The sequence below is a fragment of the Moorena sp. SIO3I6 genome (assembly GCF_010672095.1).
In genome coordinates this window covers 1-14,865 of the sequence record NZ_JAAHHU010000052.1, presented here as the reverse complement: position 1 = coordinate 14,865, position 14,865 = coordinate 1, and the positions used below count along the sequence as shown (strand labels likewise).

At 42.1% G+C, this 14,865-nt stretch carries 14 protein-coding genes and 5 tRNA genes; 10 read left to right on the top strand and 9 right to left on the bottom strand.

What is annotated here, in order from left to right; translation table 11 throughout:
- The first annotated feature begins 332 nt into the window (after window positions 1–332).
- The 4 genes from F6K49_RS16765 to F6K49_RS16750 all read left to right on the top strand — a co-directional run bounded on the left by F6K49_RS16765 (window position 333) and on the right by F6K49_RS16750 (window position 7,047).
- Window positions 333–704: a four helix bundle protein gene (locus tag F6K49_RS16765; RefSeq protein WP_293026405.1), complete on the top strand. Its 372-nt coding sequence runs from the start codon at window positions 333–335 to the stop codon at window positions 702–704.
- Between the two features lie 633 nt (window positions 705–1,337).
- Window positions 1,338–3,320, top strand: a complete 1,983-nt coding sequence (locus F6K49_RS16760) for a tail fiber protein (protein ID WP_293026403.1) — start codon at window positions 1,338–1,340, stop codon at window positions 3,318–3,320.
- Window positions 3,321–3,791: 471 nt separating this feature from the next.
- The gene (locus F6K49_RS16755) at window positions 3,792–5,774 is read left to right on the top strand and encodes a hypothetical protein (RefSeq protein ID WP_293098428.1); all 1,983 of its coding nucleotides are present in this window, start codon (window positions 3,792–3,794) and stop codon (window positions 5,772–5,774) included.
- 424 nt (window positions 5,775–6,198) lie between these two features.
- Window positions 6,199–7,047, top strand: a complete 849-nt coding sequence (locus F6K49_RS16750) for a hypothetical protein (RefSeq protein ID WP_293026399.1) — start codon at window positions 6,199–6,201, stop codon at window positions 7,045–7,047.
- A 40-nt stretch (window positions 7,048–7,087) separates the two neighbouring features.
- Here the strand turns inward: F6K49_RS16750 and F6K49_RS16745 are convergent, their stop codons facing one another.
- Window positions 7,088–7,495, bottom strand: a complete 408-nt coding sequence (locus tag F6K49_RS16745) for a hypothetical protein (protein WP_293026397.1) — start codon at window positions 7,493–7,495, stop codon at window positions 7,088–7,090.
- 276 nt (window positions 7,496–7,771) lie between these two features.
- Here F6K49_RS16745 and F6K49_RS16740 point away from each other — a divergent pair, with 276 nt between their 5' ends.
- Window positions 7,772–7,942, top strand: a complete 171-nt coding sequence (locus F6K49_RS16740; RefSeq protein WP_293026395.1) for a CopG family transcriptional regulator — start codon at window positions 7,772–7,774, stop codon at window positions 7,940–7,942.
- 11 nt (window positions 7,943–7,953) lie between these two features.
- Here the strand turns inward: F6K49_RS16740 and F6K49_RS16735 are convergent, their stop codons facing one another.
- The 4 genes from F6K49_RS16735 to F6K49_RS16720 form a co-directional block, all read right to left on the bottom strand.
- Window positions 7,954–8,109 (bottom strand): hypothetical protein, encoded by a 156-nt coding sequence (locus F6K49_RS16735; RefSeq protein ID WP_293098425.1) that lies wholly within the window; start codon window positions 8,107–8,109, stop codon window positions 7,954–7,956.
- A gap of 287 nt (window positions 8,110–8,396) precedes the next feature.
- On the bottom strand, window positions 8,397–9,137 hold the full coding sequence (locus tag F6K49_RS16730; protein WP_293026391.1) for a calcium-binding protein: 741 nt from the start codon (window positions 9,135–9,137) through the stop codon (window positions 8,397–8,399).
- A 466-nt stretch (window positions 9,138–9,603) separates the two neighbouring features.
- A complete protein-coding gene (locus F6K49_RS16725; protein ID WP_293026389.1) occupies window positions 9,604–9,798 on the bottom strand; it encodes a hypothetical protein in 195 nt (64 codons plus the stop codon).
- A gap of 671 nt (window positions 9,799–10,469) precedes the next feature.
- A complete protein-coding gene (locus F6K49_RS16720) occupies window positions 10,470–10,643 on the bottom strand; it encodes a hypothetical protein (protein ID WP_293098422.1) in 174 nt (57 codons plus the stop codon).
- A 283-nt stretch (window positions 10,644–10,926) separates the two neighbouring features.
- Here F6K49_RS16720 and F6K49_RS16715 point away from each other — a divergent pair.
- The 5 genes from F6K49_RS16715 to F6K49_RS16695 all read left to right on the top strand — a co-directional run bounded on the left by F6K49_RS16715 (window position 10,927) and on the right by F6K49_RS16695 (window position 11,381).
- Window positions 10,927–10,997, top strand: a tRNA-Cys gene (locus F6K49_RS16715).
- Between the two features lie 51 nt (window positions 10,998–11,048).
- Window positions 11,049–11,132, top strand: a tRNA-Tyr gene (locus F6K49_RS16710).
- 4 nt (window positions 11,133–11,136) lie between these two features.
- Window positions 11,137–11,221, top strand: a tRNA-Ser gene (locus F6K49_RS16705).
- A 6-nt stretch (window positions 11,222–11,227) separates the two neighbouring features.
- Window positions 11,228–11,300: transfer RNA gene (locus F6K49_RS16700), tRNA-Arg, on the top strand.
- Window positions 11,301–11,308: 8 nt separating this feature from the next.
- A tRNA-Arg gene (locus tag F6K49_RS16695) sits at window positions 11,309–11,381 on the top strand.
- A gap of 48 nt (window positions 11,382–11,429) precedes the next feature.
- On the opposite strand, the gene F6K49_RS16690 is transcribed toward F6K49_RS16695, so the two are convergent.
- The 4 genes from F6K49_RS16690 to F6K49_RS16675 form a co-directional block, all read right to left on the bottom strand.
- Window positions 11,430–12,209, bottom strand: a complete 780-nt coding sequence (locus F6K49_RS16690; RefSeq protein ID WP_293098419.1) for a DNA-binding domain-containing protein — start codon at window positions 12,207–12,209, stop codon at window positions 11,430–11,432.
- Complete coding sequence (locus F6K49_RS16685) at window positions 12,163–12,390, bottom strand: hypothetical protein (protein WP_293026384.1); 228 nt, start codon at window positions 12,388–12,390, stop codon at window positions 12,163–12,165. Before F6K49_RS16685 ends, F6K49_RS16690 begins: the two co-directional genes overlap by 47 nt.
- A 182-nt stretch (window positions 12,391–12,572) precedes the next feature.
- A complete protein-coding gene (locus tag F6K49_RS16680; RefSeq protein WP_293026382.1) occupies window positions 12,573–13,433 on the bottom strand; it encodes a DUF692 domain-containing protein in 861 nt (286 codons plus the stop codon).
- A gap of 717 nt (window positions 13,434–14,150) precedes the next feature.
- Window positions 14,151–14,552 (bottom strand): DUF2282 domain-containing protein, encoded by a 402-nt coding sequence (locus tag F6K49_RS16675; protein ID WP_293028472.1) that lies wholly within the window; start codon window positions 14,550–14,552, stop codon window positions 14,151–14,153.
- Window positions 14,553–14,865: the final 313 nt, after the last annotated feature.

Below are 14,865 nucleotides of genomic sequence, written 5' to 3'. Positions count from 1 at the left end.
ATAGAATACAGAGTTTAGGAGATAGAATACAGAATTTAGGAGGTAAGGAGTTAGGAGGTAAAGAGACAGAATAAAACTGAATCTTTCCTGACTAAATGTAGTAGACTAAGGTAGGGGATTTAGTAAATCCCGACTCCTCAACTCCTAATATCCTAACTCCTTATCTCCTTATCTCCTTATCTCCTTATCTCCTTACCTCCTAACTCCTAAACTCCTAACTCCTAACTCCTAACTCCTAACTCCTAACCTCCTACCTCCTAACTCCTAACTCCTTACCTCCTTACCTCCTAACTCCTTACCTCCTTACCTCCTGTTTAAGTTAGGAGGGAAGAATGACAAATCAACCAGCTAAAAGTTTTCAAGATTTGATTGTCTGGCGCAAAGCCCATGAATTCGTTTTGTTGATTTACCCTTTTAGTCAAAGTTTTCCTAACTCTGAAACCTATGGATTAACTTCTCAGTTGAGACGAGCTTCTGTTTCTGTTCCAGCAAATATAGCTGAGGGCTTTAGAAGAAAAACTCTGCCTGATAAGCTGCGGTTTTTGAATATAGCCCAAAGTTCATTGGAAGAATGCCGATACTACTTAATTTTGGCAAAAGACCTTAATTATGGTGACAGCACTAAACTGATGCAGCACTTAGACGAAGTAGGTAAGCTACTAAATTCTTATTCCTACAAAATTGAGCAAAGGAATAGGAGATAGGAGGGAAGGAGGGAAGGAGGTAAGGAGTTAGGAGGTAAGGAGTTAGGAGGTAAGGAGGTAAGGAGACAGGAGGTAAGGAGACAGGAGGTAAGGAGACAGGAGGTAAGGAGGTAAAAAGTAAGGAGACAGAATACAGAATTTAGGAGGTTAGGAGTTAGGAGGTTAGGAGTTAGGAGTTAGGAGGTAAGGAGACAGAAGAAAGAATTTAGGAGGTAAAAAGTTAGGAGGTAAGGAGTTAGGAGGTTAGGAGTTAGGAGGGAGGTAAAAAGTTAGGAGGTAAAAAGTAAGGAGGTAAAAAGTAAGGAGACAGGAGACAGGAGATAGAAAACAGAAGAAAGAATAAAGAATAAAAATAATTCTTTCCTGACTACATGTGGCGAACTATAATCTTTGGTAACTCCCACCTCCAAACTCCTGACTCCTCAACTCCTCAACTCCAAACTCCCAACTCCTCAACTCCTAACTCCTAAACTCCTAACTCCTAACTCCCAACTCCCAACTCCAAACTCCTAAACTCCAAACTCCTAACTCCAAACTCCTAACTCCAAACTCCTTACCTCCTAACCTCCTAACTCCTTACCTCCTAACCTCCTTACCTCCTAAAAATAACCATTCACAACAGGAAATAAAATTATGAGCGAAATGCCCTTTGGGTTTACCTGGTGTTATCAAGAAACGGAGGATGATGATCAACAATGTCTGGTATTAGTTATTGGGGAACCGGAGGATGTTCCCCCACTGGATATCGAGATCAGCAATATCCTCTCAGACAAAACTATCGCTATTCGTCCTATGGGCGGGGTAAGTCAAGCCGATGGGGACAATTACCATTTTAAGTTGGCTTTTTTACCTGGCATCTTAGCCGATCCTAGTGCGATCGCTGTGGAGAGCGCAGATTGGTCAATTAGCTTTGTTTCCAATGCAGATGGAGTCAGTATTTACCTACTCTGGACAGGGACAGAAACTTGGCTGTCTGACCAAGACACGATGAAGGTTATTTTAACCGGAGTTGCGGCTCAATCTTTTGATAAAATAACCTCCGCTGATGTGACAATTAGTTGGGAATTTGACCAGGGAGGTATTGAGGTAATGAGCCCGGCGAAAATCCCTGAAGGCGGTGATTACGATGAAAACATTACTCTGGAATTAACCATGGTTCAATCAAGCGGAAAATCAAACATCCCTCTTTATGTTGGTTTTGTGAATTGTAACAAGGTTCTCAATACCTATGATGAAGCTAGCAGTTTACAACTGCGCCTGACTAATACCAACCTTCCCACTTCAGCAGCTCCTGATATTATCTTCCACTATGATGCAGATATTAATCTTTGCTCTCAGTTGGTAGTAACTTTAGAAGTGGGAACAGCAGCGGATGTACCCTGGGCCTTAGGAACACGAGACCAAGTTAACAATATTACCATCTCCATTGCGGGAGACCAATGGCAACAAAATGGCGATATCGAAACCATTGAAGTAGAGGGAGTTGTTCAAGCTTTGCAGTGGACTTTTATTCCCCAAAGTGCTGATGTGGTATTGGCGGCAAGAAAAACCATGTTAATCAACTTGGATAATATTATTACCTCCCATCCCACAGGAGAGGCTAACCTCTATTTAAGTTATCAGTATGTTCCAGGATATAAGGATGGGCAATTTGTCTGTCAAATTGAAAAAGCACCTCTAGTTGTTGATACGAAAGTGCGTATGGGAACGAGAAAAGAATTAGACGGTTTGCTCAATGTTCAAGATGGCATCACTCTCGATGGCGGTGAAATTCAAAATACAGGTCTTCTAAGATTCCGTTCTGATCTAGGTAAAACCGGCGAAAATTATCCTGTCGTGTTTTACAACCAAGATGATAATTCTAGATACATGCGTTTGGATAGTAACTTTAAACTAGAAATCGCCGGTTTACCAGCAACACCCGAGATTGAAACTGAAGAAATGTTAAAGTTGCGGCGAATTGCAGTTACGGGGGTTAAGAACTCTAACACAGTAGCTTTCAGAGTAGGGGCTTTTGAAACGGAAGAAGGCGGAAGGACTCAACTCGATATTGCCCTTTCTGGGCACCCGGACGACCACAACCATTATGGTACCGATGCCGATATGACGGTGATGAGTTTGTGCGCTGACGGCAATGTAAAAGTTACTGGACGAATTAAAGATAAAACTGGATATGTAATTCCTGTGGGAACAGTTGTCCCTTATGCTGGAAGTTCAGCCCCAGAAGGATGGTTGATGTGTAATGGTGAATCTTTTAAGCAGAGTGACTATCCAGAATTGCATGAGGTTCTGGGAAAAGAGAATTTGCCAAATCTTCAGAATCGATTTATCACTGGTGCTGGCGACCATTACACTCTGAATGCGACAGGAGGAGAAGAAACAGTTCTCTTAGAAGTTAAACACATGCCAAAGCATGATCACTCTCCTGATAATGTTTTCAACCGGCTTTTAATGCATAATGGTTACTATACTAAAGGAGACTACACTGATTCCAACGATGGTTCTGGAAGTGAGCCAAACTTGAGGTATTCTAAAGCTATGGCAACTAAAGGTGGTGATCAACGTCATGAAAATCGACCACCTTTTTACGCCCTTAACTACATCATCAAATGTTAGAGGAAATTAGGAGTTAGGAGACAGAATTCAGGAGGTAAGGAGACAGAATACAGAATTTAGGAGGTAAGGAGACAGGAGGTGAGGAGAGAGAATACAGAATTTAGGAGGTAAGGAGTAAGGAGGTAAGGAGTAAGGAGGTAAGGAGTAAGGAGGTAAGGAGAGAGAATTCAGGAGAGAGAATTCAGAATAAACAGTCAATTTTATTCTTTCCTAATAACTACTAAACTCCTAACTCCTCAACTCCTAATCTCCTAACTCCTCAACTCCTAATCTCCTAACTCCTCAACTCCTAATCTCCTGACTCCTCAACTCCTAATCTCCTAACTCCTCAACTCCTTATCTTCTTAACTCCTCAACTCCTAATCTCCTAACTCCTCAACTCCTAACCTCCTAACTCCTTATCTCCTTATCTCCTGACTCCTCAACTCCTGACTCCCTCCAAGCACTACAAATATCAACAGGAAAAATATCATGACTACAACCACCTCAGGACAACAAGTAAAATTCATTCAGTACCATCAACCAGCCTTAGAAAGTGGGGAATACCACATCAAAGTGGAGCAAACTATTTCTGACACCAAAGGCAGGATTCCTGATGGTGTCTCCTATAGCAAGGAATTAATCTTTTCTGTAATTGGGGAACGATTTGAACCCCTCACTCCCCAAGACATTTACGCCGTTTTCCCTCCACCGGAAAGCTTAGGTGACCATTCCAACGTACTACCCCATATCACTGTTAACCGGAGTACTCTTCCTTGGGAACGTTATCCTGGTCAAAGTGATGAAAATTTAACTTGGCTGGTTTTACTATTATTCCGGGACTCGGATTTTGAGGATGACAATGATAAACCCAAACTAAAAACTATTACCCTGGGAGAATTAGTAGCGGGGGAATCTGGGGTGAAGTTCCCCAGCTATGTCCTTGATGGCGTAGGACAGACAGCAGAGGAGCAAACAGCAGTATTCGATATCAAAAAGAAATATGTAGCTGATATTTTGCCTACTAAAGCTGATATTGCCTATATTTCCCATGTTCGGAAAGCAGAAGACTTAACAGTTTCAGAAGACGCTACCCCGGAAGAGGCGGAGGAAGAAAAGGAATTTGCCACTGTTGTCTGTAGCCGTCTACCCCAACCCAATGGCACAAGTTACGTCCATTTAGTTTCCGTCGAGGGACGCTATAAAGATGACGGTACGTTTGACTTCCAAGGGGCAGGGGATGAAGACCTGATCCGTTTTGTGAGTTTAGCAAATTGGAGTTTTTCTTGTGTAGATCCTAAACAAACCTTTTCCGAAATACTCAAGAATCTGAATCGTACCCCCAGCACTCCCAGACTCCCGGTTAATGAGAATTCCACTGCGGAAAAATCCTTAGCCATGGGCTATGTTCCTTTATCCCATTCCCTCCGGGAAGGAAGTCAAACGGTTTCCTGGTATCATGGTCCTTTAGCAACGGGTTTTCACTCCGATACCTATGAATTTCCTGCCAAAGCTGCGGATGAATTATTACGTTATGATCCTGAGTTAGGACTGTTTGATACTTCCTATGCAGCAGCTTGGCAATTAGGGAGGATGTTAACTCTGCAAAATTCCACCATAGCCACCAGCTTGTATAACTGGAAAAGGGCATTTAGCCAAAGACTGAAACAGCTAGAAAACATTTTAATTCACTTGCCCTTAACTCCCAAGCAGAGTGCAGCACCGATAGACCTTCCCCTCTATGTCTTCAAGTGGTTCAGAGATTTGGAATTGTTGAAAGGTATACCTTTTAACTATTTAGTTCCTGATGAAAAACTACTCCCCTCAGAATCAATCCGGTTCTTCTGTGTAGATTCTTTATGGGTAGACTGTTTACAGGATGGTGCCTTTAGTATCGGTCGGGTAACAGGGGCAGATGTCACCGAAGATAGTGTAACCCGTTCTAGCAACAGTGGTTTAACCCGCAGTGATGATCAAAAGCTTACCGGAATTATTATGCGATCGCAAGTGGTGGCGGGATGGCCCGGATTACTGGTGGATGGTTATGATACAGCAGTGGCGGATGCGGATTCTATTGACGAGACAGAAGGTAATCTTTTACCCCTATTACGGATGGAGAAATTAGCTAAAGATGTTTTAATTTGTATCTTTAAAGGGGAAGTTAAAACCGTCGATATTCACCAAAAACCTGAAGCTATGCATTCTGGGGTCGATCCTTTTGGGATAGATGATACGGAGATTACCAAAGATTTAAGGAATGCACAAGGAGAACTGATTGTAGGTTCACAAATATCTGTACCTTGGAATAATTTTGACACCAGGTTAATTAATTTTGTGCAACTTGCTGAGAATATGAAAACTTGGTTTAATAGCAGTAGTGGGGGAGGGGGTTCTGTAGATAACTTTACCTCGGCTCAATTTGGCTTGCAGATGATGGAAGGGGTGCAAAAAGTTAGGTTTGTAAAGGAGGAATAGGAGTCAGGAGTCAGGAGTTAGAGGAGGGAGCATGTCAACTTTGTAATTAGGTACATAGATCCCCCCTAACCCCCCTTAAAAAAGGGGGGAATTAGATTGAAAAGTCCCCCTTATTAAGGGGGATTTAGGGGGATCAAAATCAGGGGTTAACAAAATTGACATGCACCCGTTAGAGGATATCTCCCAAGTTTTTTTATACTGAGTTTTGCCCCCCTAGGGCGTGTTTTCTTGCCTCGGAGATCCCCCATTATCCCCCTTAAAAAAGGGGGACTTTGAGAATGGCTCCCCCCTTCCGCGCGGGGGGCTGGGGGGGATCTAAATCTTGCGGAAAACTTTGAAAACACGCCCTAGGCTCTTTCTAGAATGTTTATAGGTGTATTGTGGTACTAGTATGATTAACTAGAGACAAATTAGGAAACAAACAATGAGCAACATCTACGTATTTCATCAGGGGCGAGGAGATAGTGGCTGGCTCTGGTATAACGTTTTTGATGGCAATGAGTGGCTTGGAGATGAAAAAGTTCATAAAACTGGGATGACAGGAGATCCATCAGCAGTAGTATACAATGACCTTTTATATGTGTTCCACCAAGGACGGGGAGATAGTGGCTGGCTCTGGTATAACGTTTTTGATGGCAATGAGTGGGCTGGAGATCAAGAAATTGGTAATACTGGTATAAGTGCTGGCCCATCAGCAGTAGTATACAATGACCTTCTCTATGTGTTCCACCAAGGACGAGGAGATAGTGGTTGGCTCTGGTATAACGTTTTTGATGGCAATGAGTGGGCTGGGGATCAAAAAGTTCCTAAGACCGGAATTACCTCTAGTCCATCAGCAGTAGTATACAATGACCTTCTCTATGTGTTCCACCAAGGACGAGGAGATAGTGGTTGGCTCTGGTATAACGTTTTTGATGGCAATGAGTGGGCTGGAGATAAAGAGGTACGGGGCACAGGTTTAACCGATGATCCAGATGCATTAGTCTACAACGGTCAAATATACGTGTTTCACGAGGGCAGAGGTGATAACGGTTGGCTCTGGTGCAATGTCTTCGATGGCAATGAGTGGGCTGGAGATCACAAGATACATAAAACTGGGATAACTGCTGGACCATCAGCAGTAGTCTATAATGACCAAATTTACCTGTTACATCAAGGGCGAGAAGACAGTGGATGGATGTGGTGTAATGTGTTTAATGGCTCTGAATGGGTTGGAGACGAAGAAGTCCCCAATACTGGTATTTCTGAAGGACCAGGTGCAGTGATTTACTAATTAGTTGCGCCTTGCTGAATTAAGAATTAATTCTTAATTCTTAATTCACCATTCTCTCCTCCTTCAAGCACAATCGCTCCAATAACTCCTTCGGAATTGTCTCAAAATCTTCCAACAAAAAATCCATAATCGCCAGATGGCGCAAGTGACCAGCAGTGGGAGGGTAACAGCGACGACTAGTGTTAAACCAGCCATTAACCGTGTGAGCGGAACAAGAACAGATCAAAGCTATATCGTTCTGCGTTACGTCCCACTTTTGGTAAAACCGTTGTGGTGTCATACCCAATTGGTAGTAACTGTACAGTCGGATTAGAATTTGCTCTCGTTCTGTGATCGGATAGGGACACAAATTTTCCTGCTTCGGTTCCCTCTGTTGTCCAAGCTGCTCAAGACGCTCCATGGCTTCGTGATATTCGATGGGGTGATGAAAGGATTGTTTTTTTGGCATGATAGAGTTACCTAAACTGTGGTTTGGGAGAGAGCCGCGCTTGTGCCGGGTCAAGCAAGAAGCGCGGCTCTTTTTCCAATGATTATATTATAAACATTGGCTAGTATTGTTGTCAAGTGGAAAATCAAAAAAATTATTACAATTTATATAAAAGGTAATAATTGGTTACAATTAAATAGTTAGAATGGTAACAGGTTTAGCTAATAGCAACTTAAGGATAGTTTAAGACATAGTATGTAAGCTATCAGCTATCAGTTATCAGTTATTAGCTTTTGAATGAAAGAGGTAAGCATTATCCCAAAGAGGGAGTGGGAAGCATTGGATGCCTATTGCAAAATAGCCAATCTAAATAAAACCGAGTTATTTAGGGAGTTTGTTCGCTCCCTGCTGACTTACCAACCTCCAACTCCCGACAGTGACGAAGATAGTTCTAGCGGGGAGAGTTAGGGATGGTGTCTTTACCGTGAGCTGAGTACAGATGGGGTTTGGCTATGCGATCGCGTAGCGTCTCTGTAGGAGAATCGCAGCTGTACTGGATGGGATAATCCAGGGGATGTAGAGATGGGGTTTGGGTTTGCGATCGCGTAGCGTCTCTGTAGGAGAATCGCAGCCATCAAAAAAACAGATCCAACCACCGGACTAGTCATTACAAAAAAAAAGACCCATTATCGGGTCTAGAAACAATATAGTTGGAAGTGCATCGGACTATTGAACTTCCAGAAAAGATTTGTGAACAACTTCTATTTCAGGACTTACGCACAGACTCCATGGGTAGGGTGGGCAAGGTTTTGCCCACCCTACAGGTAGCGTTAAATTGAGGGATTTGCGTAAGTCCTATATTTTTAGTTTTTCCCCATAAATGAAGAGCAACTACCAAATAGGTGAAGCTGACAATCACAAATTAGAATAATACTGAATCGGTAAAGAGATCAGGATTATCGATTTGACTAGCCTGAACTCCAACTACAACTGCTAGAAGGTCACCATCGTTAACTATTTGAGTTCCTTGGTTTGTATCAAAAAAGTCCAAGTTTTGAAAATCTGAGTCTACTCCAAAAAATCCTATAACAAATTTAGCTTGACTAAGATCAAAGTTAAAGATAGTATCAAACCCTTCACCTGTAGCTAAAACGACTTGAGCAGCACCTGTCCCTAAAAAGACTTGGTCTAAACCTGGGCTATCAAAAATTATATCATCTCCACCATTAGCAAAAATAATATCATCGCCAGTGCCATCAACAAATATCTCTTGGTCTGAAGATCCTGTTAAAGTGTCATTTCCATCAAAACCAACAAGTAAATCATTGCCATCATTGCTACCGTTGCCATTCAGTTGATCATCACCAGCACCGCCAAAAATTGTATCAGCTTGGGAACCACCATTGATTTGGTTGTTGCCAGTACTACTTCCCATAAAATCACCCTCATCACCAGCTCTAAGATTATCATTGCCACCGTTGCCATTCACTTGATCATCGCCAGCACCGCTAAAAATTGTATCATCTCCCGAACCACCATTGATTTGGTCATTGCCAGCAAAACCTTTAAGAGTATCATCTCCACCGTTACCATTAATCTGGTCATCACCAGGAGTACCCTCAAGCAATTCATTCAATGGTGTTCCATTTATCGTATTAGTCATGTTTATATTCCTTGATAGTAAATACCATCCTTGATAACTAAAAAAATTATCCCAAAAAAAAACCTTGTTTAAATCCTGAGCAGAAAAATTCAGTAATTTGTCTTATCAACCACGGATTATTGACTATTAAATTGCTTAAAATTATAGAATTATCAACAAATTAATTGACTATTAAAGCGTTTTTGGGCTATTTTAATCGTGTCTGAAAATTATACTTTAACGAGAGAATAAAAGTCCAAGTATTAGTGGTCAGATAGTGTTACTGACTACCGGTGTAAAAGCACGATCGCCTTTGGCACAGCAAAGCTGAACGCCTGATTTTAAAAAAAGCCCCCTTAGTCCCCCGAGCGAGCAATCCCTCGCTCGGGGGACTTTTAGAGTTTTATTCCTCCCAAGATTGGGGAATTAGGGGGTAAAACTATACCGATAATCAGCAACTAGTACTAATCATCTACAGCATCAAACTCTACTTAGAGCGACGCAATTGTTTAGCAGCCTGTAATCCCTGATTAACAGTAGTAGTGCTAAAGGCTGCTACCTGAAGCCATGGGACAATAGCTTTGATGCTCTGTTGGACATCACTACTCGTAGTGCAAGTAGCGACAACAGCAAGAGCTATAGGAACGCAGAAATGCCCCATAGTCTGAAGATAATTCTTCATTCTAATTTTCTCCTTAATTTTTTTTAGGAACCAAAGGAGATTAAGCTTAATACCGTTAAGACAAGCACAATATTAAACCTAACCCTAATCTCGAACTATGCATAAGGCTGTGTCACAGTTCAATAACAGTCTAAACTGTTAAAACTCCTATTAGAGTATTGTGATTTTAAAGCTTTTGTTAATTTTACGCTTTTCTATGAATTTTTGGTAAATTTAATTGGTTTCTGGATTTTTTATCTGGAATCCCAGGCTCCTTATTTGTAGAAGCTGTTAGAATATAAAAGACAAGCACAATATTATACTTAACCGCTAATGTCGGATAATCTCGGACTATGAATAAGGCTGTGTCATAGTCCGATTATTCTCAACTTATTGAGCAAAGGCAGCATTACCACAAATATGCCCTTGCCCTAGAATCAACCACCATCCCTTACATCAAGAGTAATTTCAGCAGTGATCACCCGGTCTGTCTGAGAAACAATCTTCACCCGTCTCACCCGACCAGCATAGGGCGTTCGCGCAGCGTCTCCCTAGGAGAATCGCACAATACTCAACTCTGCCAGCTCCTTCTCCACCTCTTGGGATTGCTTCACCAAAGATGCCAGCTGGTACTGCTGCCGCTGTAGATTAGTTTGATACGTCATCATCTCCAGAGAATGCCGGTAAATCTGCTATTGGTAACGAGTTTTTGCAGCATTTAACCGAGCAATAGCAGAATCGATCGCAATCTGTGTTTTAATCCGTTTTTCCTGTAACTGTTGTCGTTTCTGGATTTTATCTTGGTCGTGGATGATATTGAGATAATCCACCTTGAACCGCAGTGGTGGAGCTGCTTCAATTTCCATTTCGACCAATGCTAAATCATTCCGAGTTTTTGCGATCGCAGCCTCCTCCTCACTGAAAGAAGGTGTTGGTGGTTGTTGGATGGGAGGTCACACTGATTTACTGATCAGAAGGGGGTTGAAAAGTAGTTATTTCACACATTGAGCCACTTAACCCTCTAAGGGAATCACTATTTTGTATTACACCCTTGACACTTTGTATTATCATATGTAGTATATATATAACAGAGTAATACAGGCCGCAAACCTGCTTGCTCATCTGAACCTTGAAAATTTCAGAAAATGTGTCCAGGTCGCCTAATGGTAGGGCATTGGTCTGCAAAACCGATTGTGTGAGTTCAATTCTCACCCTGGACTTAAAATATTGCAGTTCCAGGGCGGGTTCAATTCCCGTCGGCACTGCAAATTGGGTTGGTATCCAAGTCAGGTTAAGGAAGCCGTCTGTAAAACGGATGCCTCTGTGCGCCGTAGGTTCAAATCCTACCCAACCCATTCTGGAGAGGTCGCTATTGGCAAAGCAAGCTGTTTGCTAAACAGTTGTGGATGTAAATCTACTGAGGGTTCGACTCCCTCTCTCTCCGCCTTCTGGGAGTGTAGTGTAATGGATCAACACGCTGGTCTTCGGAACCAGAAATCGGGGTTCAAATCCCTGCATTCTCGCTAATCCTGGGAGTGTAGCCTAACGGACAAGGCCTCAGTCTTCTAAACTGATCGATGTAGGTTCAAATCCTACCACTCCTGTTCTACTTCTACAGAAATAAGCTGAAATCCTTCTGTATAAGGATCTGTCTAAATCGAAAACCTGGCAATCCATCCACGTTGTACAAATCGCGGTAACTCAGATGCTACATCAATAGCTAATTCATCAGCAGCCAGGTCTTGACAAATGGCTTCAAATCGATTTTCCCCTTGAAAAGCCTTCAGCAGTTGCCATTCTGCTTTTGTTGGCAGCTCAATGCGCATATCATAACCATTGCGCCAGAGGAATAGTTGTATCCCCCCTTCATCCAAATTCACTTGCTGATCACCTTGGTATTCAGCCTGATTAACCTCCCAAATGCGATGGATAGGGTAAGCCGACTCAATCAGAACACTATTTTTAGGTAAATGGAAAATCAGTTCTCCCCATTTTTCTTGGGGAACTGTACTCAATGCTTGGACATCTAACCTGGTAGCCTCTTCACCATTAAACACCCGATGCCAGTGCCACTCTAACCGCGCCACATCCGGTAAATAGGGTAACTGTTTGGCTGGCTCAAAATTTGCCAGAAAATCAGCAAAGTGCTCGCCATAATCCCCTAAATCCATAGATAGAGAAGGAAAGCGTTGGATATATCTTACTGCTGTTGCATCAAAAAATTTCTCTCCCACCAAACAACAGCAGACTGGATAAATTGACATTAAGGTTTGGCTCAGGTTGCCTAAGACACTGCCACGATAAATGGCTAACCCTTCAGCAGGGGTCAATTGTTTAGCTGCTTTGATGTGTTGAGCAATGGTTTGTGTACTGGCAGGATTATTTTCAAAAACAGCATCGTAAAATAGCTGTTGTAGTGTCCTTAATTCCATGATTATATCGGTTTTTAAGGTTATAGCAAAGGGAATCGGGAACAGGGAACAGGGAACAGGGAGTAGGGAGTAGGGAGTAGGGAGTAGGGAATAGGGAATAGGGAACAGGGAACAGTAGTAAAGAGCTCCGAATAGTTTTTGATGTTATAGCGCTACGCGCAACGCAAGAGGCAAGAGGCATGCATGCTAAAGTTTACTACAAAAGCTTTTCAGCTTGTATTAATGTCCTAACCTTAATGCGTAGTGCTATATGAGAAATCAGCAAGAGTGTTCATGACCTATTTAAAAATGCTATATATAGGTATCCTAAATAAATTGTGATAATTTTTGATCCGAAGTTCCCGACTCCCGACTCCCGACTCCCTACTCCCGACTCCCTACTCCCTTTGTTATACTTACCTGATCTAAATACTCCTGAGCTTTACTCGCTTGAGTCATTAATACCTCAAAAGCTGGGATATCAGTATCCCATTCAATCAGAGTAGGCACCGGACCAAAGCGCTCTAATGTTGCTTGATACAATTCCCACACTGGAGGATGAACAGGATAACCGTGGGTATCAAATAGATACTCTTCCCGTTCTTCATACCCTGCTAAGTGAATTTGTTTGACCCTGGTTGCTGGTATTGTATTCAGGTAATCAAGGGGGTCAAATCCCTGATTAGTAGCAGTGACATAAAGATTGTTGACATCTAGCAACAAGTAACAATCTGCTTTTTCTAACAATTGTTGGATAAATACCCATTCTGGCATGGTTGAATCTGTGAAGCTCACGTAAGCCGATGGGTTTTCTATCAAAATCCGACAACCTAGAAATTCCTGAGCTTGCAAAATCCGTTGGGCTACATGTTCCATCACTGCTTCGGTATAAGGAAGAGGAATTAAATCGTTAAGATAGTGACCATTAACGGAAATCCAGGATAGGTGATCGGAAATGTATGCTGGTTCAATCTGCTGGGCTAACTCTTTTAAATTTGTCAAATACTCTAAATCTAAAGGGTCCGTTGACCCCAAAGACATACCGACGCCATGCAACGTAACCGGATAGTTTTGGCGAACTTTTTCTAAATAGTGGAGTGGTAAACCCTGAGACGTTAAATAATTATCTAATAATACCTCAAACCAAGGTATAGTATGTTTATGAGTAAGGATATCTTGATAATGGGCGGAGCGTAAACCGATTCCAGCACCGTTAATTGAAGCTGAAGAAATATGAGTTGTCATAGGATTGTTGTCATGGCATTATTTTTAGGATTTATCCATGGTAGTGGTGAGTTGACTCTAATTCCCCCCTTTCTTAAGGGGGGTCAGGGGGGATCTTTGTACATAACGCTACTCAGCTGAATCTAATTCCCCCCTTTCTTAAGGGGGGTTAGGGGGGATATGTGTACATAACGCTACTCAACTGAATCTAATTCCCCCCTTTCTTAAGGCAGGGCTGTTTCAAACTTTAATAAGTTAACGATTATTGGAGATAGGGGGATAGGGGGATAGGGGGATAGGGAAATAAACTAAAATTTCCCGAAAAATCCGCCAATTTAGTCATTAAAATCTGACAAATTAGTTGGGAGGAAGCAACTCCAATGACTAACAATTCGTGATTCGGCCTTCGAGGAGGGTTAGATAAATTTGGCCAAAATTCCGACTATTCGCGCTCCTTTTCTCCCCATCTCCCCATCTCCCCATCTCCCCATCTATTTTCTAGAGAATGAAACAGCCCTACCTTTCTTAAGGGGGATATGTGTACATAACGCTACTCAGCTGAATCTAATTCCCCCCTTTCTTAAGGGGGGTTAGGGGGGATCTTTGTACATAACGCTACTCAGCTGAATCTAATTCCCCCCTTTCTTAAGGGGGGTTAGGGGGGATCTTTGTACATAAAACTACTCAGCCATGATTCATAAGCTGATAGCTGAGTGCCAAGCGTGCTGAATGCTTCCTTTAATTGGCTTGCGCACTCTCGGTTGGCTTTTCAGTTTCCTGGCTGGAGGTTGGTTCTCCTACAATAGTTCCACCAACAATCTTGTTGCAAGTGCCTTCAGGAACGTAGATCCACTCATTAGGATCGCTATCTACCTTAGCCATCCCGCCGCAACTATGGCCGTTGGCTGCACAATCGTTCTTACCCGCCTTAACGATACCAGCACATTTTTCCATTCCTTCCTTACCGGCCAAGGCGTTTTCAGATGCTACACCTAAACCTAGAGCCAAGACACTAGTCAAGGCAGCGCCTACCATTACGGTTTTTTTGATATCTTTCATCACAGAATTCTCCCGAATATCAGAACTGACTCCTAAGTCCGTAGACAGAATTAAACTAAAACAGTATTGGTTTAATTCCAATCTATGTAATTATTATTTAAAGTATTTAACCTATCTTAACCGAGTCTTTGAAAAGTATGAGATAACCCTGAGAAAGTTATTAAAATAGGATAGGACATTTGAAAACCTTTGGAAACAAAGGACTTAAGCTATCAGCTATCAGTCATCAGCCATCAGCTTTTTGTTTTGACACTCCCCGTCCTATAAGCTATGCTTTATAAACATATTTCTTTACAAAAAACTTGACAAAAGTAACTTGATATGATTAGTGTGATCAAAAAACTTGACGTCCCACGTTCTCGCTCAGTTTGTATAGGAAAAGCCTTTTGCCAAA